The organism is Undibacterium umbellatum, from assembly GCF_014284125.1.
GTDB classification, from domain to species: Bacteria; Pseudomonadota; Gammaproteobacteria; order Burkholderiales; family Burkholderiaceae_D; genus Undibacterium; species Undibacterium umbellatum.
The window spans coordinates 172,201-194,517 of the sequence record NZ_JACOFX010000001.1; the positions used below are offsets into that span (position 1 = coordinate 172,201).

The 22,317-nt window shown below is 48.1% G+C and carries 23 protein-coding genes; 17 read left to right on the plus strand and 6 right to left on the minus strand.

Features of this window, described 5'->3' with window-relative positions; genetic code table 11:
• Positions 1-6 precede the first annotated feature (6 nt).
• From H8L47_RS00825 to H8L47_RS00845, 5 genes are all read right to left on the minus strand, one after another.
• Entirely contained in the window at positions 7-1,362 is a 1,356-nt protein-coding gene (locus tag H8L47_RS00825) for a peptidylprolyl isomerase (protein ID WP_186951348.1), read from the minus strand.
• A gap of 41 nt (positions 1,363-1,403) precedes the next feature.
• Complete coding sequence (locus H8L47_RS00830) at positions 1,404-2,426, minus strand: phospholipase C/P1 nuclease family protein (RefSeq protein WP_186951349.1); 1,023 nt, start codon at positions 2,424-2,426, stop codon at positions 1,404-1,406.
• A gap of 509 nt (positions 2,427-2,935) precedes the next feature.
• Entirely contained in the window at positions 2,936-4,096 is a 1,161-nt protein-coding gene (locus H8L47_RS00835; protein ID WP_186951350.1) for an iron-containing alcohol dehydrogenase, read from the minus strand.
• A gap of 64 nt (positions 4,097-4,160) precedes the next feature.
• Positions 4,161-4,913 carry an SAM-dependent methyltransferase gene (locus H8L47_RS00840; RefSeq protein ID WP_186951351.1) on the minus strand — a complete coding sequence of 251 codons (753 nt, stop codon included), beginning with the start codon at positions 4,911-4,913 and terminating at the stop codon, positions 4,161-4,163.
• A 43-nt stretch (positions 4,914-4,956) separates the two neighbouring features.
• Entirely contained in the window at positions 4,957-5,568 is a 612-nt protein-coding gene (locus H8L47_RS00845) for a Maf-like protein (protein WP_329605347.1), read from the minus strand.
• Between the two features lie 116 nt (positions 5,569-5,684).
• Between H8L47_RS00845 and H8L47_RS00850 the strand changes: the two genes are divergently transcribed.
• The 16 genes from H8L47_RS00850 (at position 5,685) to H8L47_RS00925 (ending at position 18,608) form a co-directional block, all read left to right on the plus strand.
• Positions 5,685-6,209, plus strand: a complete 525-nt coding sequence (locus H8L47_RS00850) for a YceD family protein (protein WP_186951352.1) — start codon at positions 5,685-5,687, stop codon at positions 6,207-6,209.
• A gap of 124 nt (positions 6,210-6,333) precedes the next feature.
• Positions 6,334-6,516: a 50S ribosomal protein L32 gene (gene rpmF / locus H8L47_RS00855; protein ID WP_008449924.1), complete on the plus strand. Its 183-nt coding sequence runs from the start codon at positions 6,334-6,336 to the stop codon at positions 6,514-6,516.
• Between the two features lie 254 nt (positions 6,517-6,770).
• On the plus strand, positions 6,771-7,865 hold the full coding sequence (gene plsX / locus H8L47_RS00860; RefSeq protein WP_186951353.1) for a phosphate acyltransferase PlsX: 1,095 nt from the start codon (positions 6,771-6,773) through the stop codon (positions 7,863-7,865).
• Positions 7,862-8,848, plus strand: coding sequence for a beta-ketoacyl-ACP synthase III (locus H8L47_RS00865; RefSeq protein ID WP_186951354.1), 987 nt, complete (start codon positions 7,862-7,864; stop codon positions 8,846-8,848). The genes plsX and H8L47_RS00865 overlap by 4 nt, the downstream gene beginning before the upstream one ends.
• 52 nt (positions 8,849-8,900) lie before the next feature.
• The gene (fabD, locus tag H8L47_RS00870) at positions 8,901-9,842 is read left to right on the plus strand and encodes an ACP S-malonyltransferase (RefSeq protein ID WP_186951355.1); all 942 of its coding nucleotides are present in this window, start codon (positions 8,901-8,903) and stop codon (positions 9,840-9,842) included.
• Positions 9,839-10,591 (plus strand): 3-oxoacyl-ACP reductase FabG, encoded by a 753-nt coding sequence (fabG, locus tag H8L47_RS00875; RefSeq protein WP_186951356.1) that lies wholly within the window; start codon positions 9,839-9,841, stop codon positions 10,589-10,591. Before fabD ends, fabG begins: the two co-directional genes overlap by 4 nt.
• Before the next feature lie 152 nt (positions 10,592-10,743).
• Complete coding sequence (gene acpP, locus H8L47_RS00880; protein ID WP_110253556.1) at positions 10,744-10,983, plus strand: acyl carrier protein; 240 nt, start codon at positions 10,744-10,746, stop codon at positions 10,981-10,983.
• A gap of 33 nt (positions 10,984-11,016) precedes the next feature.
• A complete protein-coding gene (gene fabF / locus H8L47_RS00885; protein WP_186951357.1) occupies positions 11,017-12,258 on the plus strand; it encodes a beta-ketoacyl-ACP synthase II in 1,242 nt (413 codons plus the stop codon).
• Positions 12,259-12,319: 61 nt separating this feature from the next.
• Positions 12,320-12,778, plus strand: coding sequence for a protein YgfX (locus tag H8L47_RS00890; protein ID WP_186951358.1), 459 nt, complete (start codon positions 12,320-12,322; stop codon positions 12,776-12,778).
• 184 nt (positions 12,779-12,962) lie between these two features.
• Entirely contained in the window at positions 12,963-13,565 is a 603-nt protein-coding gene (gene rpoE / locus H8L47_RS00895; RefSeq protein WP_110253553.1) for an RNA polymerase sigma factor RpoE, read from the plus strand.
• Positions 13,566-13,631: 66 nt separating this feature from the next.
• The gene (locus H8L47_RS00900; RefSeq protein ID WP_186951359.1) at positions 13,632-14,309 is read left to right on the plus strand and encodes a sigma-E factor negative regulatory protein; all 678 of its coding nucleotides are present in this window, start codon (positions 13,632-13,634) and stop codon (positions 14,307-14,309) included.
• A 74-nt stretch (positions 14,310-14,383) separates the two neighbouring features.
• Complete coding sequence (locus H8L47_RS00905; RefSeq protein ID WP_230413534.1) at positions 14,384-15,328, plus strand: MucB/RseB C-terminal domain-containing protein; 945 nt, start codon at positions 14,384-14,386, stop codon at positions 15,326-15,328.
• Positions 15,329-15,340: 12 nt separating this feature from the next.
• Positions 15,341-16,822, plus strand: coding sequence for a DegQ family serine endoprotease (locus H8L47_RS00910; RefSeq protein WP_186951361.1), 1,482 nt, complete (start codon positions 15,341-15,343; stop codon positions 16,820-16,822).
• 138 nt (positions 16,823-16,960) lie between these two features.
• A complete protein-coding gene (locus H8L47_RS00915) occupies positions 16,961-17,212 on the plus strand; it encodes a glutaredoxin family protein (protein WP_186951362.1) in 252 nt (83 codons plus the stop codon).
• A complete protein-coding gene (gene rnhB / locus H8L47_RS00920; protein ID WP_186951363.1) occupies positions 17,205-17,810 on the plus strand; it encodes a ribonuclease HII in 606 nt (201 codons plus the stop codon). Before H8L47_RS00915 ends, rnhB begins: the two co-directional genes overlap by 8 nt.
• Complete coding sequence (locus tag H8L47_RS00925; protein WP_186951364.1) at positions 17,811-18,608, plus strand: TrmH family RNA methyltransferase; 798 nt, start codon at positions 17,811-17,813, stop codon at positions 18,606-18,608. It abuts the gene before it with no gap.
• Here the strand turns inward: H8L47_RS00925 and ppsR are convergent.
• Entirely contained in the window at positions 18,602-19,450 is an 849-nt protein-coding gene (gene ppsR, locus H8L47_RS00930) for a posphoenolpyruvate synthetase regulatory kinase/phosphorylase PpsR (protein WP_186951365.1), read from the minus strand. The two genes, H8L47_RS00925 and ppsR, sit on opposite strands and share 7 nt — an antisense overlap.
• A 232-nt stretch (positions 19,451-19,682) precedes the next feature.
• Here ppsR and ppsA point away from each other — a divergent pair, with 232 nt between their 5' ends.
• A complete protein-coding gene (gene ppsA, locus H8L47_RS00935; protein ID WP_186951366.1) occupies positions 19,683-22,100 on the plus strand; it encodes a phosphoenolpyruvate synthase in 2,418 nt (805 codons plus the stop codon).
• Positions 22,101-22,317: the final 217 nt, after the last annotated feature.

A 22,317-nucleotide genomic window follows, 5' to 3' on the forward strand; every position in this document is an offset into this window, starting at 1 on the left:
GGTTGATTAATTAAGTAATGCCGCCTGGTTAATCTCAATTTTCGCGCTCTTGCGTAATTGCGCCTGCAAAGAAGATAGCTGGCGAATAGCTTTCTCTTGTGCTATAGCCCGGCTAGCCAGATAACGTACAGTCTCTGAAGCTGGGTCCTGATAGCCGTCATTGCGTTTTTCTACTAGAACGATTTCCCAATGAGCCGTCTCGTTGGGTGCGACAGCAGTGCGAATCGGTGGTGATACTTTGCCAGGCTCTTGCATGTAGGCCAATTGCTCCAGCCAGGACAATTGTCCCCGATGGGCGATGAGCCCCATGTCGCCGCCTTGCTGTGCATCAGGCGCTGTTGAGTATTGTTTTGCGAGGCTGGCGAAATTAGCTCCCTGGTGCGCCAGTTCGCTGACCTGGCGAGCTTGCTCCTCATTATCCAGGCGTATATGGCGCGCTTTGACCGAGACAATTCGCTTGAACTCTTCTTTATGGCTATGAAAATAAGCCTGCACCTCTTTGGGCTTCACTTCTGCTGCGAGCTGATTCAACAGCCTGCTTTCAGAATCGGTATCCGCACCTATGCCATGCAGGCTCATGACGGCCTGGACCGAATTTTTCTCTTGCAATGCTCTTCTCAGATCACTAAGCGCAGACTCTCCAAAGCGCTGACGCGCCCAGTCAAGCACATACAAATTGGCGAGATAAAGCTGGGCTTGCTGGCGAATGAAATCACGGTTGCGGTTGAAAAATTCCACTCGCCCTTGCACATTCTGGCGGCGGAATACGGCATACAAGCTGATGCTGCTGGCTGCTGCAAAGTTGCTGCGCAAGACAAGTACATGAGTCGCTGCCGTTTGTTGAGTTGGGTTCAGACTATAGTCGAGCATAATCCTGTTTCTGGCGCCAAACACGGCGTTCAACTGGTCTTCATCCAGCTTACCGTGTTCCTGGATTAGCGCATCCAATCTTCCGCCAGGAAGTTTGCTGATGGCAGTTTCCAGGTCTTTGCGATAAACGGTGCGCAAATAACCACTGAGCTGGTTGTCCAGCATCACATCAGGTTCAAACGCAACTCGCCTGGATGCTTGCAGTTCTTCTTCGGCAAATTTCTCACGCGCATCTTCTGCGAGCAAACGATTACTGAGGATGTTATCGAGGATGTCGGCGCGCACGGTTTTTGGATTCTCCAGTTGTGCCATCTGGGTAAGTACTTCCAGTGTCAGTTTGTGGACAGGAGTACCATTCAGATGTGCAACCACTTCTGGATGATGTGCAATCTGGTTCGCTGCCACTGCAGGAGCAATGTCCACTGCAATGGCAGTAGCGGACATTGCCAGGCACAGTACAGACAGGCAATTCTTGATAATGGTGAGGCTCATTTTTAATCGCAAGCTGATGCCTAGTCTGTACATAGTCAACCTCAGCTATTCAGGCGGTTGGCGGCACGGTTCAGTACGTGAACCATCATGGCAATCGCGTGCGGTACTACCATACGCCCAACCCGGATACGGTCGTTCTGATCAGTTGAGGAAAGCACGATCCCGCCATTTTGATAAGAATAAGTGCCGCCCTGTGTCAACAATTGGCGTATGTCAGTGGCATTGGGTGCCAATGGCGTGAAGTCGGCCATAGCTGCGTTGACCAGGGCAGGGTCATTCAAGTTCTGGCTGTAGTAATAGCTGTTGACCCATTGCTCCCATCCAGAGTGATTACGGGCCGAGGTGGTCCAGGTATGATGTGGCTGCAGCAAGTCGGTCGAATGCATGACAAAACCCAGACTTTGCAGACTGGGGCTGCTGAGGAATTGCTGGAACCAGTATTGCGCCAGATTATCGATAGGCTGGAAAGGAATTTTTTCAAAATCGGCATATTGGCTGGGCGTAGAATAACCACCATGGCGGTAATGCGCTTCGGTTATGCCATAACTGTTGTACTTGCTACTGTCGCCAAACCAGCCCTTCATGCCGCCGGGGCCATCATCCAGATAATCACCAACCAGCCAGGACGCCGCCAGATTATCTACATCGCCGGCCACAGTAAGCTTGGCATAGTTATAGCCGCCAAAAGGATTGCCATGTACATCAGGGCCTGAGGTGTGGTTTTGGAAATGCCAGTAAGACGTGTATTTGACGATGCTTTGTGCAGCGCCCCAGACAGGTGCTAACTGGCAATTGCCGGTGGTGGCGCCGCAGATGTAGGTGTCGGCGAAATCATCGACATCGTATGCCCCCTGGCCCATGGCAGTGGCAAACTGCTCTACGGTATACCCTGCGCGAGCCAGGCCACTTGCCAGCGCCTTATAGTTGGTTTTGTCTGGGTTGTTTTTCATGAAGTTCACCGCGTCTATGGCGATGCGACGATGGGTCTCTTGCTGGAAGGCATGTACTGGAGTGAGGCTGCAAAGCAAGGCAGCTACGGCCGCCAGTTTGAAAAGGTATTTCATGGAACGTCCTTCAGGTTTGGTTATAAAAGGAGCGAAACTTGGACCGCTGAAATGGGTACTGCGACCAACTCATACCTTGGGACATGAGCCGGGAGCCGCAGCAAGTATGCAAAGACAGTGGAAGTTAAATAATTTCAGCGAATTAGCTTTTTAACATGGGCGGAAACGGCGGCATTACTGTTTTTTCTAGAATGCGACCTCTAGTTTTCCGTAATCAATATGTCATTTTTTGTGCGTAGATATAAGAAAAAACTATCTTTTCTGGATGCTGATGCAAACTTTGGAATGCATGCAGTGTGAGGCGGCGTCAGGCTGGATAAGGGGGATGGCTGAATTGTCAATGAATTGCAGTTCGGTAGGGGCTTACGCGAAGGATTGTGTTGGGTGGGGTATAAGGGGATGAAAATTTCAAAAATCGCGGATAATGATGTTGTTAATAAGTAACGGCAGGATCTGCAGGGACTTGCCATCTTTTTATTTCAGAAAATGACAAGTCCCATGTATGCACACTACAAACTTAATTCCAATACCTGACGACTGACATCCAGCGTCACATCTCGTTTTTCACCCAGGCCGACCATACGGTGGGTTTCCAGTGCTGATAGAATAGGAGCAATATCATCGCTGCCAAGCTGATAGTCGCTGAGGCGGGTTTTGACGCCCATCTGCTCAAAGTAATCCTGCATGCGGCTGATGGCTGTTTCTATACGGCTGTCTTCGTCACCATCATGTAAGCCCCAGACGCGTTCTGCAAACTGTAGCAACTTTGCCCGCTTGCCTTCCTTGCGTACCCGTAGCATGCTGGGCAGCACTATAGCCAGGGTTTGGGCGTGGTCGATGTTATGCAAGGCTGTCAGTTCATGGCCTATCATATGCGTTGCCCAGTCTTGTGGTACACCAGTCGAGATCATGCCATTCAGGGCCATGGTGGCGCACCACATGAGATTGGCGCGCACGTCATAATCTTCTGGGTTCGCCAGGGCTTTCGGGCCTTCTTCTATCAGTGTCAGCAGCAGGCCTTCGGCAAATCTGTCTTGCACTGGTGAATTCACCGGGTAAGTCAGGTATTGTTCCATGACGTGAACAAAGGCATCAACGGCGCCGTTACCTATCTGGCGTACTGGCAGGGTAAAGGTTTTGGTCGGGTCCAGTACCGAGAATTGCGGGAAGCAATGGCGGCTGGAGAAAGCCATTTTTGCCTTGATGGATTTGCGGGTGACGACGCCACCATTGTTCATTTCAGAGCCGGTAGCCGGCAAGGTCAGTACGCTGCCAAAAGGCATGGCCTTGGTTACATTGCTGCCGCGTTTTTCCATGATGGCCCAGGGATCGCCGCCTTCAAACAGTGCTGCAGCGGCGATGAATTTGGTGCCGTCAATGACAGAGCCGCCGCCAACTGCAAGCAAAAAATCGATCTTGTTTTGTTTGATGAGATCGACGGCCTTCATCAGGGTTTCATAGCTGGGGTTTGGCTCTATACCAGTAAATTCGGTGACTTTGCGTGTGCCAAGTGCTGCGATGACTTCATCATAAACACCATTTTGTTTGATGCTGCCACCACCATACAGCATCAGCACATGGGCTTCGGCCGGAATGGCTTTGTTCAGGTCGGCTATGCGCCCTTTACCAAACAGGATTTGTGTTGGGTTATAAAAATCAAAATTCAGCATATGCATTCCTCCAGAAAGAAGACATCTTAGCGCAAATAGAAAAAATCGACCGGTCGTGCACTTTTTAATTGCTTAAGAACAGAAAAACTGTCGGTTTTTTATGAAAATCAGGGCCTTGCTGTTTGCTTAAACTGCTTTTCCATTCGGCTGCAGTTTTTGTTTGCAGTGATTCTGTGTCCAGGCTCAAATCTGTTGCCACGCATATCAGGGTGCCTGGGCTGCAGTGATTGCTCAGTGCTTCCAGCATGGCAGCATTGCGGTAGGGGGTTTCTATGAGTAGTTGCGTCTGCTTCTCCTTTTTTGATCTTTCTTCGAGTTCCTTGATCCGCTTGGCTCGGAGTGCTGCATCCGTCGGCAAGTAACCGTGAAAGGCAAAGCTTTGTCCGTTCAGCCCGCTGCCCATCAAAGCCAGCAACAGCGATGAGGGGCCGACCAGAGGGCGCACCTTGATATTGCGTTGATGAGCGAGCCTGACCAGATTTGCGCCGGGATCGGCAACGGCGGGCACGCCAGCTTCAGATATCAGACCTACGTCATGACCTAGCAACAAAGGTTGCAACAAGCCTTCCAATGCCTGTGCCGGTGTATTGATATTCAATTCACTGATCTGGATTTCCTGCATGGCTTTTTGCAGTGGATGTGCCTGCGACAGGTATTTCAGATAAGCGCGCGTAGTTTTAGCGTTTTCAGCGACGAAATGACTGAGCTCTGCCGTCATTTTTTGTACGGTATCGGGAATGATGCTGGCAAGTAAATTAACTTGCTGATCTTCGTTCAGACCCAGGGTATTGGGGATTAAGTAAAGCGTGCCTGTCATGGGTTTTTGATTTTTTATTTATGGAATGTACAAAGGTTTAATTTCAGAGCTTGAAGAAACTCAGACCTGCATTGCGCAACATGCTGGTCAGGGCAATAAGCGGCAGGCCAGTTAAAGCAGTGGGGTCATCACTTTTGATGCTTTCTATGATGGTGATTCCCAATCCTTCATTCTTGGCGCTGCCTGCACAGTCATATGGCTGTTCTATTCGCAAATAGGCATCCAGCTCTGCATCGCTTAAACTCCTGAATTTAACCATTGTGCAGACATCCTGAACTTGTACAGGAAAAGGGGCATGTTGGCGATGATCCAGGACACACAGGGCCGTATGGAACGCCACTTCACGACCGCGCATGAGCTGTAATTGCCGTAAAGCCGCTTCATGATTGCCGGGTTTACCAATTTGAAGCCCGTCCAGTGTTGCGACCTGGTCTGACCCGATGATAATCGATCCGGGCTGATTTTTCGCTATCACCACAGCCTTTTCTTGTGCCAGGCGCAGGGCAGTTTGTTCCGGGCTTTCGCCTGACCTGGGGCTTTCATCAAGTTCGGGTGCTATACTTTCAAAAGCGAATTGCAGTCTGGCGAGCAATTCACGGCGGTAAACTGAGCTGGATGCCAGTATCAACCTGGTCAGCTGCTTATTTGTTTGCATTGTGAAAACATTTTCTTTGATTTTCATAGCCATTACGTGAAAAAATCACGTCATTTCTTTGACTACTTAGGTGTAATCCTGTTATTATCGCAGGTTTTCTGGGTTCAAATAATCCTATGCAAGCATTTGTGATTGACGCTTTCACGTTCTCCCGGCTCGAAGAGCAGCGTTCGGGAAGCATTTTAGTCGCAGATTTGCCACGTCTGGCAGAAGAAAGTGCAAACACCGATGGTGCTTTGGACTGGTCTCTACAGGGTGGAAAAGACGAACTGGGTCATCCGCAGTTGAAGTTGTCTGTGAATGGCGCGGTGCAGTTGATGTGTCAGCGCTGTTTGACACCGTTTGCATTTGATATTGACTCTGAATCCATATTGATACTCGCCAAAAACGAAGAAAATGCAGATGAAATTGACGCATTGCTCGAGGATGACGAGGTCGATGTTGTAGTGGGTAGCAAGACATTCAATGTCATGGATTTGATAGAGGATGAGGCGCTACTGGCAATACCCCAATCGCCCAAACATGCAGTATGCCCGGATCTACCGTTGGCTTCAGCAGATACTACTGCAGCGATTGACGCGGAAGTCGGTAAAAAAGAATCACCTTTTGCCGTGCTGAAGAAAACTAATGGGCGTACCTAGTGGCATTATTCTGAAAAAACACTCAGGTCGAAGTATTGTTAGGGATTCTTGGTTGGCGATGTTCGCATTCTTCAACCAGGCGTGTTAAATTTTAGAAACATTTTTTGAAGTATTAGGAGTTATCATGGCAGTTCAGCAAAATAAAAAATCCCCATCCAAGCGTGGCATGCACCGTTCCCACGATTTCCTGGTTGCACCACAACTGGGTATCGAGCCAACAACTGGTGAAACACATCTGCGTCACCACATTAGCCCAAACGGCTTTTACCGTGGTCGTAAAGTATTGAAAACCAAGAACGACGAGTAATCCCTGTTCATGGTAAAGAAAACGGCGTAACGAGTCCCGGACTTGTCGCCGTTTTTTTGCGTTTACCTACTCAAATTTGGCTAACTTATTTGAGCGCGAGAGTTTGATAGAGCACTTAACCAGTTTTTTGATTGAATTGTATCGGTGAGTCTTTGAATTTTTGAGATAATCCTGCTTTTGAAAAATTAATTCGGAATGAATGCTGTTCCGGTTTGATACACTAGCTGTTTCGGATTGAAGTTTCGTATCACTACATGACAATTAAAATTTCCATAGACTGCATGGGCGGGGATCATGGCCCGGCAGTTACAGTGGCAGCAGCAGTTGCTTTTGCCAATCGCGAACCTGATGTCGAATTTCTCCTGGTGGGATCTGAATCCATTCTTCAGGCTGAACTGAAGAAGCACAATGCCAGCAACCATACACGCTTGAAAATTATCAATGCCACAGAAGTAGTGGAGATGGACGACCCCATCGAAGTCGCCTTGCGTCGCAAGAAGGATTCCTCCATGCGCGTTGCCATTAATCAGGTTAAGGAAGGTACGGCCCAGGCCTGCGTTTCTGCTGGCAATACCGGTGCTTTGATGGCAGTCTCCCGTTATGTGCTAAAAACCATGCAAGGCGTTGATAGGCCAGCTATTTGCAGCATTTTGCCAAATCAAAAAAATCTCCCTACTTACATGCTGGACTTGGGAGCGAATGTGGATTGCGAACCTTTGCATTTGCATCAATTCGCCATCATGGGCTCGGCCCTGGTTTCTGCACTGGAAGGCAAAGACAGGCCGAGTATAGGCTTGTTGAACGTGGGGGAAGAAGATATCAAGGGTAATGACGTCGTCAAGAAGACCGCTCAATTGCTACGAGCAGATCATGAGCGTGGTTTGCTGAATTTCTATGGCAATGTTGAAGGCAATGATATTTTCGAAGGTACGACTGATATCGTCGTTTGTGATGGCTTTGTCGGTAATGTCACCCTGAAGGCAGCTGAGGGCATGGGCCGTTTTGTAAAAATCACACTGACAGCAGCTTTCAAGAGTAATCCGCTGAATATGTTGGGTGCCATTTTTGCCCGCGGCGCCCTGAAATCCATCTCACGTACCATGAACCCATCCAACTACAATGGCGGCAGTTTGCTCGGCTTGCGTGGTCTTGTGTTTAAAAGCCATGGCAGCGCGGATAAATATAGTTATGAGTGGGCAATACAGCGTGCATTTGATGCCGCTAAAAATGATGTATTGTCACGCATTGCAACTTCAATGGCAAAATTGATGCCGATGGCAGATGTTGAAGCATCTGTTGAGATGGTTGCTAAAGACAATAATGAACTCTTGGTACAGAAAACCGCATGACTTTCTATAGCAAAATTATGGGTACAGGCAGTTACTTGCCTCCCAAAAAAGTAAGTAATCAGGAATTAACGGATCAACTGGCAGCGAAGGGAATCGAAACCTCGGATGAATGGATATTTTCCCGCAGTGGAATATCCTACCGCCATTATGCCGAACCTAACGTTGCAACCAGTGACATGGCCGTGGAGGCTGCAAAGCGTGCGCTGGACGCCGCAAAGATGCAGGCCAACGACATTGATTTAATCGTACTGGCAACTTCAACCCCTGATTTTCTCGGCGGCTTTCCCAGTACTGCATGCGTAGTACAAAACAAGCTAGGCATCACAAATGGTGGGGCAGCAGTTGATGTGCAGGCAGTGTGCAGTGGTTTCATGTATGCCATGTCTATTGCCGATAGCATGATCAAGGCGGGTAATCATAAAAATGTGCTGGTGATTGGTGCTGAGGTATTTTCCCGAATTCTCAATTTTGAGGACCGCACTACCTGCGTACTGTTTGGTGATGGTGCTGGCGCGATCGTCATGTCCCATTCAGAAGAGCCCGGTGTTCTGGCGACCAAATTGCATGCGGATGGCAGCTATGCCAATATTTTATGCGTGCCCGGCAATGTCCAGAGTGGTGTGGTTGAAGGCAGTGCATTTTTGTATATGGATGGCCAGGCTGTGTTCAAGCTGGCGGTCAATTTACTTGAAAAGGTCGCAAATGAAGCGCTGGAAATCGCCGGTCTGACTACAGATCAGATCGACTGGTTGATACCGCACCAGGCGAACATACGCATCATGCAAAGCACCGCCAAAAAAATGCGCATGCCTATGGATAGGGTAGTGGTTACTGTGGATCAACATGGCAATACCTCTGCTGCATCTATACCACTTGCACTGGATCTGGCGGTGCGTGATGGCCGGGTCAAGCCCGGTCATACAGTGATGCTGGAAGGTGTGGGCGGCGGCTTTACCTGGGGTGCCGCCATCGTCAAGATGTAAGTGGTTTGGCAAAAAGAAATAGACAATCAATAATAAACATTTGAGATAAGAAATGACGCAATTTGCATTTGTATTCCCTGGGCAGGGTTCGCAGGCGATAGGCATGTTGAATGGCTTTGCCGATAATCCTGCCGTGCAGCAAACCATTGCTGAAGCATCCGACGCATTGCAGCTGGATTTGGGCAAGATGATTAATGAAGGTCCAAAAGAAGCATTGGATCTGACCACCAATACCCAGCCTGTCATGTTGACAGCAGCCGTGGCTTGCTATCGTGCCTGGATGGCTGCTGGTGGCCCTGCACCCAAGTTGGTGGCTGGACACAGTCTGGGTGAGTATTCCGCCCTGGTTGCAGCGGGCGTTATTGCCTTCAGGGATGCGGTACCCATGGTGCGTTTTCGAGCGCAGGCTATGCAAGAAGCCGTGCCTGTCGGGCAGGGTGGTATGGCTGCCATTCTTGGTTTGTCTGATGAGGATGTGCAGGCGGCATGTGCTGAGGCAATGATTGCAGAGCCTGGTGAAATTGTGGAAGCGGTTAACTTTAATGCGCCGGCTCAAGTCGTCATTGCTGGCAGCAAAGCTGCAGTAGAACGCGCTTGCGAGATCGCCAAAGCTAAAGGTGCCAAGCGCGCTTTGCCTTTGCCGGTTTCTGCGCCTTTCCATTCATCCTTGCTCAAGCCTGCTTCGGACAGGTTGCGTAAATATCTGGCTGCTATACCATTTTCTGAACCAACGATTCCATTAATTAATAATGTTGATGTTGCTGTTGCGAATGATGTCGCGTCCATCAAGGATGCACTGGTCCGACAGGCGGCTAGTCCGGTGCGCTGGGTTGAGACTATCAATAAAATGCATGCTGATGGAATTACGCATGTGATTGAATGCGGCCCAGGCAAGGTCTTGACTGGTCTGACCAAGCGTATTCAGGCCGAATTGGTGGGTGACACTGTATTTGATCAGGCAAGTTTGGAAAAAGTATTGGAACTATTGAAATGACTCAACAATTAGAAAATCAAGTAGCACTGGTTACCGGCGCTTCACGCGGTATTGGTAAGGCTATTGCCATTGGCCTGGCTAAGGCTGGTGCTAAAGTCATCGGCACGGCCACGACAGAATCTGGTGCAGCGGCAATTACTGCGTACCTGGAAGAGCTGGCGCCAGGTTCTGGCAAGGGTGTGGCTTTCAATGTCAATGACGTAGAGCGTACTTCTAGCCTGGTCGATGAAATTCAGAAAGAATTTGGCGGCCTGTCGATTCTGGTCAATAACGCCGGTATTACCCAGGATCAACTGGCCATGCGTATGAAGGAAGAGGAATGGGATAGTGTTATCTCTACCAACCTGACTTCAGTCGCGCGTTTATCGCGCGCGGTGCTGCGTGGCATGATGAAGGCCAAGCATGGTCGTATCATTAGTATTACCTCGGTAGTGGGTTCTTCTGGCAATCCCGGACAAATGAACTATGCTGCTGCAAAAGCTGGTGTGGCTGGCATGAGTCGTGCATTGGCTAGGGAAATAGGCAGTCGCAATATTACGGTCAACTGCATTGCCCCCGGTTTTATCGATACGGATATGACCAGAGCCTTGAGTGATGAACAAAAAGCAGCAATTTTGCAGCAAATTCCACTTGCCAAACTTGGCAGGCCGGAAGATATTGCAGCTGCAACCGTGTTTTTAGCATCGCCTGATGCAGGATATATTACTGGTACTACCCTTCATGTGAATGGCGGCATGTATCTGGGCTAATTCGTTTTTTTGGTTTTTATCAGTAATTTCGAGGAAAATGACAGGAGTTATTGCTGAAAATCAGAGGCTTGCTTTTTTTGCTCACAAACCTGCTAAAATGCGCGCACTTTCTGTAGGCCCTTATTTTTTTGATTTTTTCACTGGAGACACACATGTCCGATATCGAACAACGCGTTAAGAAAATCGTCGCTGAACAACTGGGCGTCGCTGAAGCTGACATCAAAATCGAATCTTCTTTCGTAGATGATTTGGGTGCAGATTCTTTGGACACAGTTGAATTGGTGATGGCACTCGAAGACGAATTCGAAATGGAAATTCCTGACGAACAAGCAGAGAAAATCACTACTGTTCAACAAGCGATTGACTACGCTAAAGCCCATCTGAAGGCTTAATCAGTCGAATTTTTTCAAATTCAGGAGAAACGCTTGAGTCGTTCGCTTAAACGTCGAGTCGTTGTAACCGGGCTCGGTTGTATTTCGCCAGTGGGCAATACAGTTGCAGATGCTTGGGGTGCCATTACTTCAGGCAAATCCGGAATTGCAACGATTACCAAATTTGATGCAACACCATTTACCACGCATTTTGCAGGCGAGGTGAAAGGCTTCAATGTTGAGGAATATATCCCGGCAAAAGAAGCGCGCAATATGGACACCTTTATCCACTTCGGCATAGCCGCAGGGATACAGGCGTTTCAAGACTGCGGCATCACTGTCACCGAAGAAAATGCCGAGCGTATTGGCGTCATCGTCGGATCAGGCATTGGTGGTCTGCCTTTGATAGAGGAAACCAAGGAGACTCTGATGGCACGTGGCCCACGTCGCATCAGTCCTTTCTTTGTGCCTGCTTCTATCATCAATATGATCTCGGGTAATCTGTCGATCAAGTACGGTTTGAAAGGGCCAAATCTTGCGATAGTAACTGCTTGTACTACCGGCCTGCATTGCATAGGTTCGGCTGCTCGAATGATTGAGTACGGCGATGCTGATGTGATGATTGCTGGTGGTGCCGAGTCAACGATTTCTCCTCTGGGCTTGGGTGGCTTTGCTTCGGCAAGAGCACTCTCCACCAGAAACGATGACCCCTCTACGGCCTCTCGCCCTTGGGATAAAGACCGTGATGGTTTTGTGTTAGGTGAAGGCGCTGGTGTCATGGTGCTGGAAGAATATGAACATGCCAAAGCGCGTGGAGCCAAAATTTATGCTGAAGTCATCGGTTTCGGCATGAGTGGTGACGCTTATCACATCACCACACCTACCATGGATGGCCCGCGTCGTAGTATGATCAACGCCATGAAGGATGCCGAGATCAATCTTGAGCAAATCAGCTATCTGAATGCGCACGGTACCTCTACATCGATAGGTGACAAGAACGAGACAGATGCGATCAAGGCAACTTTTGCTGACCATGCATATAAAATGACTGTGAATTCGACCAAATCGATGACTGGACATTTGCTAGGTGGAGCTGGCGGTCTTGAATCATTGTTTACCGTTCTTGCACTGCACAACCAGGTCTCACCTCCAACCATGAATATCGTTAATCAGGATCCAGAATGTGATCTCGATTACTGTGCAAACGTTGCACGTGATATGCGCATAGATTATGCGATGAAAAATTCTTTCGGCTTTGGCGGAACGAACGGCACGTTGATATTTGCAAAAGTCTGATTTTTTTAAAAGTAGCCTTGGCACTTCATTTCAAGCGAAATGAAGTGCCATTTTTTTTACCATGACCATAGCATTGCATATTGTTACCCGCGCTTCCCGCCAATTGTTGTTGGCGTGCTTTTGCATGCTGATACTGGTGCATCTCAGTTTTTTGCTTTTATTGGCGGGCAGAGACCTGCCTGTCACTATGCTTTGTGCGATTCTTTTCTGTTCGTTGTGCAGTAGTGCCTACTTTGCCTTCATTTATTGGCGGCGCATTCAGCAAAGTCGGCAATTAAGTATTTCTGCAACTGGTGAAATGATTCTGCACATAGGGCAGCAGAAAGAGTTGCAGCGGACGGGCTTGGTAGTGCATATAAGTCACAAAAGTCGCATCTGGCCATACTTTTTATCAATTTTTTTAGTGGATGAAGCCGGTAAGGAACATAAGTTGCTTATACTGCCAGATTCATTGAGTCCTGCCGCATTCCGGGCATTACGGGTGAACTTGATCTGGATAAGCAAGCATTCAAGCGTGTGATAAATTTTTAAAACTAAAGGATGTGTCAGTACGTCCTGGTTAGCCTGAAATGAAATGTTACTTCTGCGAAGGAACTTTTAATACACTGGCGGACTCTGACGCTCTATAAATCGCGTATGTTGATGGTAATAACATGCATTTGGAACGGACATCTCTGTTCTCATGCAAATTTAGGAATGAATGAGTGACGACAGAACGCGAAATTGATCAGCTATTGGTTGAACGCGTCCAGCGTGGTGACAAAAAAGCATTCGAGCTTCTGGTTTCCAAATATCAAAGGAAACTGATGCGGCTCGTGTCCCGGCTCGTCTATGACCACGCAGAAGCGGAAGACGTAGTGCAGGAAGCATTTATCAAAGCTTATAGGGCATTACCGAATTTTCGTGGCGAATCTGCTTTTTATACCTGGTTATATCGTATCGGCGTAAATACAGCGAAAAACCACCTGGTTACTCAAGGACGCCGGGCACCGACATCGACAGAAGCAGATGTGGACGAAGCGGAGTCATTTGTAGACGCGGATGGATTAAGAGATATCAACACACCAGAGTCTTTGCTGGCAAGTAAGCAAATAGCAGAAACTGTAAATTCAGCCATGTCGACTTTGCCGGAGGAGTTGCGGAATGCAATCACTCTTCGAGAGATTGAAGGTTTGAGCTACGATGAAATTGCAGAAGTCATGCTATGTCCCATAGGGACTGTGAGAAGCAGAATATTCAGGGCGCGTGAAGCAATAGCTGAAAAATTGCGCCCCTTGTTGGGTACAACACTGGAACAACGTTGGTAACAGGCGATACCTTACAAAAACGCAGCACAAGCGAATTCAAAAAATAGTAGTAAAAAGGTGAAAATTATGAACAAAAGCACAAACCAACACGAGAGCATCTCAGCCATGGCAGATGGTGAAATGAGTGATGCTCAATTGGATTCTTTGCTTGCGAGTTTAAACGAAGCGGACAGCAAGGATGCATGGGAAATTTATCACCAGATTGGCGATGTGCTCCGTTCAGAAGAATTAGCTATTACATTTAGTGCTGATTTTTCCAAGCGGTTTTCAGAAAGACTCGATGCCGAGCCGGTTATCTTGGCACCCACTGCCATGCAAAAAAACAATGGCCAGAATGATCAAGGTAGCCATAAAAAGCAGAAATTTCTGGGCACTTATGCAGCCGTAGCGAGCATGGCCGCAGCAGCAGTATTCGCCTTTGTCATGATCCCTCAAATTCAGTCTTTCCAAGCTTCACCTGATGCGGCGAGCCAAATTATTAGTAAAGCTCCAGTTGCAGGCAATGTGCAGTTGGCCAAGCACGCTGAGAAGCCAGGGGTCAATACACTGGCAGTGAAGGAAGCTGTCACGCAATCCCCTCAAAGTATTGACGGTAGCGATAAAAAGCCAGTCGAAATTGATATGCTGCGTGATCCGCGAATTGACAGCTATCTGTTGGCGCATCAACGTTTTTCCCCTGCCATCAATAACGGAGCGCAGTACGTTACGCACGCTAACGCCGTTTCATCTGCTTCGGAAAAATAAATATGATGTGCGTATGGCGTTTTGACATCGTATTGGCTTGCATTACCTGCCTGCTGGGTTTGTTGTCACCAGCAATGGCGCAAGAGGCGATAGACGACAAGCGTGAAGTGCATAATATATTGCGCAAAATGCAAACTTCGGCACAAAGACTGAATTATTCAGGCACTTTTGTTTATCAACAGGCGAGTCAAATAAGGACTTCCAGAATTACTCACGTTCTCGATGGTAACAATGAGCTGGAAAAACTGGAAATCCTTGATGGGCAACCAAGAGAATACTTGCGAAAAAACGAAGAAGTAACCTGCTACCTGCCTGAAAGCAAAACCTTGCAGGTAGAAAAAAATGCTACACAAGAAGTATTCCCGGCCTTGCTAACCTCAAATGCGCAATCCCTCCCAGATTTTTACGCAATAAAAAAGGCTGAGCTGAGTCGCGTTGCTGGTATCGATTGTCAGACATATTCACTTGATCCACGGGATGGTTTCCGCTATGGCTACCGTCTTTGCGTAGAAAAAAATTCTGGCTTGCTCTTGCGAGCGCAAACCGTTAATACCAAAAATGAAGTGATAGAACAAATTGCCTTCACTCAATTGACTATTGGGGATATAGACAAGCAGAGAGTAAAACCTACTTTTCAAAATACTGCACAGTGGCAGGTTGAAAATTTGACGGTGCAATCCAATATTAACTCCGGTTGGGTTGTGAAGTCTCTGCCAGCCGGGTTCAAAAAAACCCGTGAAATGAAGCGACTGATTCCTGCTGCAGGAAATGCAAAAAATAGCGACGGTACAGCGATCAAATCACATCAGGTAGTGCAAATGATTTTCTCCGATGGCTTGGCGGCAATTTCTGTTTTTATAGAGCCGGACAGCGAAAACCGGACTGAAGGTAGTTTGCAGCAGGGCGCCATGACTATCATGGGCAAGCGTCATGCTGAATACTGGCTGACCGTTGTGGGCGAAGTACCTGCCAGCGCTATCCGTCAAGTAATGAACTCAATTGAATTTAAACCTAAATAAGCGAATGACACCATGAAAGCGAATAGACTTTTTCCTTTTGAAAAAATTGCTTCCACCCTGGTCCTGAGTGCCTGTGTGGGTTTTATTGCGCCGACTGCAATCAATGCCAATCCTATGGCTGAAGCTGCAGCCACAATTGGTCTGCCTGATTTTACTGAGCTGGTTGAAAAATCCGGGCCGGCAGTAGTGAATATCAGAACCACGGAAAGAATTCAGCAAAATCAAGGTGGTGGCAGTGCTGAGGATGAGCAGATGCAGGAATTTTTCCGCCGCTTCTTTGGCACACCTATGCCCATCCCAAAACAGCAGCCGACACCGAAAGGTCGTAAGGCACCTCAGCAGCAAGAAGAGGAAGTTTCACGGGGTGTGGGTTCAGGTTTCATTATTTCCCAGGATGGCTATGTATTGACGAATGCGCATGTGGTAGATGGCGCGTCCGAGGTCTATGTCAAACTGACCGATAAGCGTGAATTCAAAGCCAAAGTTGTTGGTGCGGACCGCCGCACGGACATTGCAGTATTGAAAATTGATGGCAGCAAATTGCCGCGTGTGACAGTTGGCGATTCTGACAAAATCAAGGCAGGTGAATGGGTGATTGCCATTGGTTCACCGTTTGATCTCGACAATACTGTCACTGCAGGTATTATCTCGGCCAAAGCGCGCGATACTGGCGATTACCTGCCATTGATACAAACGGATGTGGCAGTCAACCCAGGTAACTCTGGCGGCCCGTTGATCAACATGCGTGGCGAAGTAATCGGTGTGAACTCGCAAATTTATAGCCGCTCAGGTGGCTATATGGGTATTTCATTCGCGATTCCGATTGACGAAGCCATGCGTGTTGTTGATCAGTTAAAGTCTTCAGGCAAGGTGGTACGAGGCTATCTGGGTGTAGAGCGCATCGATGTCCCAAAAGACGTTGCAGAAGGCCTGGGACTGGCAAAAGCGCAAGGGGCGCTGATACAGCGCGTGATGCCAGGTTCTCCTGCTGAAAAAGCGGGTGTGGAAGTGGGTGACGTAATTCAAAAGGTTAACGGCACTGTGATTGATAAAGCGGTTGATTTGAACCGTGTTGTTGGTGACATTAAACCAGGCGGCAAAGCAACAGTGACCATCTGGCGTAAAGGTGGCGCCAAGGATATCGTCATTACTGTTGCTGAAGCTGATGCAGAAAAAAGCCCGGTAAAAACAGGAAAGCAAAAGCCTGAGCCATCTGCCAATGTATTTGGACTTTCTATTACGGATCTGACTGAAGTGCAGAAACGTGATGCCCGTGTCAGCGGTGGCGTGATACTGGAAAGCGCAGAAGGGGGCGCCGCACGTGCCGGACTGCAAGCTGGCGACATCATTACACGTATCTTTAACGCAGATATCAAAGACGCCAAAGAGTTTGCTGCTGTCATGGCAAAAGTTGATCAAAAGAAACCTGTTTTGTTATTGGTCAAGCGTGGTGACGTCTCCAAATTCGTGGCAGTTCGTCCAACAAATCAATAAGTTTTTTAAGTGATGTGAAGGCCACCTGTTTTTCAGGTGGCCTTTTTTACTTTGTTGCTCTGATATTAGCGACTTATAATGCAGGCATAGAGAATGCACGCATGATGTTAGCGACCTCAACCACTTTAGGCAGGAATGATGATTCAATTTACACTCTATTCACGCAGTTATTGTCACCTCTGTGACGATATGCTTGAACAACTGCAGGCCTATAGTCCTGAATATGGCTTTACCGTCAAGGTCACCGATATCGATCAGGATGACGAATTGTTAGCTCTATACGATGAGCTTGTGCCAGTTTTGGTCGGCCAGAAAGAAGGGCAGAGCCAACAAAGAATTTGCCACTACTACCTTGACCCCGCAGCGCTGAAAGCTTTTTTTCATGCATGATCTGACACCTGGTTTATCTTTGTTTGACTATGAGAACGAAGTGATTTGTGGCGTCGATGAAGCGGGCAGGGGGCCATTGGCTGGCCCAGTCATCGCTGCAGCTGTGATCCTCGACCCAAATCGCCCGATTGCAGGTTTGCGCGATTCAAAAAAACTAAGTGAAGCAAAGCGTGAGCAACTGGCAATAGAGATCAAGGAAAATGCCCTGGCCTGGTGTATTGCCGAATGTTCAGAGCAGGAGATTGATGAGCTCAATATCCTGCAAGCCACCATGCTGGCTATGCGACGTGCCGTCGAAGGCTTGTCTGTCCAGCCTACACTGGCATTAATAGACGGAAATCGTTGCCCGGTCATGGCGATTGCTTCAGAAGCTATCGTCAAGGGTGATGATAAGGTGGCGGCAATATCCGCAGCATCCATACTCGCAAAAACTGCACGCGATCATGTGTTGATGCAGTTACATGAAACTTATCCTCAATACGCGCTGGATCAGCATAAGGGCTACCCTACAGCCTTGCACCTGGAACGCTTGCGTGAACATGGTGTATCACCCATACACAGAAAATCTTATGCACCTGTGAAAGCCTTACTCAAATAAATGAAATCGATTACTTCCCGCGACAATCCCCTTTACAAGGAATTCAAGCATCTCGCCACAAGTTCGCAGGCAAGGCGCAAAGCCGGCCGTACCTTGCTCGATGGTGTGCATCTGTGCGAAGCCTATTTTCAACATCTGGGCGCGCCAGAATATTGCATCGTTGCAGAAAGCAGCCTGTATCATACTGAGGTGGCCGTAGTGCTGGCGCAAAGTGAGGAACACCGGACGCAATGTATTTGCCTGCCGGACGCTTTGTACAAGACATTAAGCCAGGTTGAGCATGGGGTGGGTGTGATGTTCATCATTGCCACGCCTGCACCTGATTTCCCTGTAGCCCTGGCTGCATCTTCAGTAGTGTTGGATAATTTACAGGACCCCGGCAATCTTGGCTCCATCTTGCGAAGCGCAGCGGCTGCGGGCATACAAAATGTGTTTTGCAGTCCCGGCACCGCATTTGCCTGGTCACCCAAAGTCATGCGAGCTGGAATGGGCGCACATTTCTTGCTGAATATTTTTGAAAATGTCGATCTACCTGCATTGCTGAATAAAGCCACGATTCCAGTGCTGGCTACCAGTTCGCATACCAAACAGACCATTTATCAAAGTGATTTAAGCCAGGAAATAGTCTGGTTGTTTGGTCATGAAGGGCAGGGTGTTGCACCTGAATTGATGTCTTTGGCGACCAGTACAGTGACCATACCGCAACAGGCGGCGATAGAGTCACTGAATGTTGCTGCCAGTGCTGCCATCTGTTTTTTTGAGCAGGTGCGGCAGCAGTTAAACACGAGAGCTCAGTAAATCCGTACGTCAGACTTAATTTCCTGCAAAATCGTAGTCGAAATCTCTTCTATCGATTTTGCGGTTGATGACAGCCAGCGTATGCCTTCGCGCTTCATCATCAGTTCTGCCTCGTTGACTTCGTAGCGACAGTTTTCCAGTGAGGCATATTTGCTGCCGGGGCGACGCTCGTTACGAATTTCCGACAGGCGTTCTGGCGCGATGCTCAGTCCAAAAATCTTGCTTTTAAATTCAGGTAGAGCTGATGGCAACTTGCCACGTTCAAAATCATCAGGGATCAAAGGATAGTTTGCTGCCTTGATACCATATTGCATGGCCAGATACAGTGTGGTTGGGGTTTTGCCCGAGCGTGAAACACCGACCAATATCACATCTGCTGTCGATAAATTCTTGTTGGATTGGCCATCGTCATGCGCCAAAGAAAAATTGATGGCTTCTATCCTGTTTTTATACTCTTCAGAATCTGTAATATTGTGGCTACGCCCTATGGTATGGGTGGATTTGACACCAAGCTCTTGCTCAAGTGGCGACACAAAGGTTTGTATCAAATCCATGTGCAAACCCCTGGACTTGAATACAACACCAGCCAGATCAGTTTTAACCAGGGTAGAAAATACAATGGGACGATTGCCTTCTGCTGTATAGGCATCATTGATCTTGCGCACGGCTTCGTGGGCCTTTTCCAGCGTATCAATAAAGGGTAGGCGAATTTGCTTGAATTTGAGGTCAAATTGCGTCAAAACCGAATGTCCAAAAGTTTCTGCAGTGATGCCAGTGCCATCCGAGACGAAAAAGACGGTACGATTCGCTGCAGGCCGTGCTTGCTGGGGAGTATCTGACATGATAATTTTATATAAATAATGACAATAGACTGGACGGAATATATTTGTACTCTTAGAAACAAAAAAGACTGCAAATTCTTATTCCGTTTGGATAAATCTTGCAGGACACAATGTAAAATGCTGCAACAGCATGTCAAGCGTAGCTCGCCTCAAGAATAACAAAAAAACAGCGGGATACGAAGCAGCACGGCATTAAACAGCAAAGATTTCTTACCATCAAAAAGAGGTTGTTATGTCCAACGCAGCAATTACCGAAGCAACTTATGTTGCCTCGTTTGAGCATTTACGCATGACGGATGTTGAATCCGTCGGCGGAAAAAATGCTTCTTTAGGCGAAATGATCAGCCAACTGGCCACAGCTGGCGTCCGTGTTCCTGGTGGTTTTGCCACCACTGCTCAGGCTTTCCGTGATTTCCTGACGCATAGCATCGATGGCGGCTTGCCACTTGAAACCCGCATTGCCGACCGCCTTGAGAATCTTGACATTGACGATGTCAAGGAACTGGCAAGAGCCGGTGCAGATATCCGTCAATGGATCATAGATACACCGTTCCAGCCACGCTTGCTGATAGAGATAGAAGATTTCTACAACAAGCTGGTGTCTGACTCTACGGCTGAAATGTCATTCGCCGTGCGTTCTTCGGCGACGGCAGAAGATTTGCCAGATGCCTCTTTCGCCGGTCAGCAAGAAACTTTCTTGAATGTTGTCGGAATTGACAATATTCTGGAAGCAATGAAGCACGTATTTGCTTCACTGTATAACGACAGAGCTATTTCTTACCGAGTCCATAAAGGCTTTACCCATGCTGAAGTGGCATTGTCCGCTGGCGTGCAGCGTATGGTGCGTTCTGACCTGGGTGCTGCAGGCGTCATGTTCACGATAGATACAGAATCCGGTTTCAAGGACGTAGTCTTCATCACTTCCAGCTATGGCCTGGGCGAGACGGTGGTACAGGGTGCGGTCAACCCTGACGAATTCTATGTTCACAAACCTATGCTGGAACTGGGAAAATTGCCAGTAATACGTCGTAATATTGGCTCCAAACTCATCAAGATGGAATTTACTGGTGAGGCCAAAGCTGGTCGCTCGGTCAAAACGGTGGATGTGCCCGTGGAATTGCGTAATCGCTATTCACTGAATGATACCGAAGTGGTGGAACTGGCCAAGTACGCGACCATCATCGAGAAGCATTATGGTCGCCCAATGGATATTGAATGGGGCAAGGATGGCCGTGATGGCAAGCTGTATATCCTGCAAGCTCGCCCAGAGACTGTTAAATCCCAGCAAAAAGCGACCGATGCACAACAGCGCTTCAAACTCAAAGGCAGTGGCACGGTATTAGCCTCTGGCCGTGCGATCGGCCAAAAAATTGGTGCGGGCCGTGTGCGCGTTATTCATGACCCATCCGAGATGGAAAGAGTACAACCTGGCGACGTACTGGTTGCCGACATGACAGATCCCAACTGGGAACCCGTCATGAAGCGCGCTGCCGCCATCGTCACCAACCGTGGTGGTCGTACCTGCCATGCAGCGATCATCGCGCGTGAGTTGGGTGTTCCAGCCGTAGTGGGCTGTGAAGATGCTACTGACATGCTGAAGGACGGCACTCTGGTTACCGTGTCTTGTGCTGAAGGTGATGAAGGCAAGATTTACGACGGTTTGCTGGAAACTGAGGTTACTGAAGAGCTGCGCGGCGAATTGCCGAAGTTGCCTTTAAAGATCATGCTCAATGTCGGCAATCCTCAACTGGCATTTGACTTCCAGTCGGTGCCGAATGAAGGTGTTGGCTTGGCACGTCTGGAATTCATCATCAACAATAATATTGGCGTGCATCCAAAAGCGATTCTGGAATACCCGAATATTGATGCTGACTTGAAAAAAGCGGTGGAATCTGTCGCCCGTGGTCACGCGTCTCCAAGAGCATTTTATGTCGACAAACTGGCAGAAGGTATTGCGACCATTGCTGCTGCATTCTGGCCAAAGAAAGTCATCGTCCGCTTGTCTGACTTCAAATCAAATGAATACAAGAAGCTCATAGGCGGATCCCGTTACGAACCGGATGAAGAAAATCCTATGCTGGGTTTCCGAGGTGCAGCGCGTTATCTTGCACCGGATTTTGCTGAGTCATTCGAAATGGAATGCCAGGCCATGAAACGTGTACGTAATGAGATGGGCCTGACCAATGTAGAAATCATGGTGCCTTTCGTACGTACTTTGGGTCAGGCTGAAAAAGTCGTCAACCTGCTGGAAAAAAATGGGCTTAAACGTGGTGAGAACGGCTTGCGCCTGATCATGATGTGTGAAGTCCCATCGAATGCAATTCTGGCGGAAGAGTTCCTGCAATTCTTTGACGGTTTCTCTATAGGCTCCAATGACTTGACTCAGTTGACGCTGGGACTGGATCGCGATTCTGGTATGGAATTGCTGGCAGTGGATTTTGATGAACGTGACCCGGCAGTACGGGCCTTGTTGTCTCGTGCCATCGCTGCTTGCCGCAAACTCAACAAGTATGTCGGCATTTGTGGTCAGGGACCGTCCGATCATCCTGACTTTGCTGAATGGTTGATGAAGGAGGGAATAGAATCGATTTCCCTGAACCCTGATTCAGTGATTGATACCTGGCAGAAATTGGCGGCAGTCGGAAAATAAGTAGTCTGAATTAAAATATAAAAGCGGGAACTCCTTGTATAAGGGTTCCCGTTTTTTCTTGTTGGTGCGTTGCAACATAAATCGAATGTGACCCCTTGTATTTTTTAAAATTAGGACTAGACTACCGATGTCGAAACTTAAGAAAAAGAAAATCAATACTTCAACAAAATTCTTGGAAAAGCCCTCATTACCACATCAGGTAACGGGGGCTTTTTTG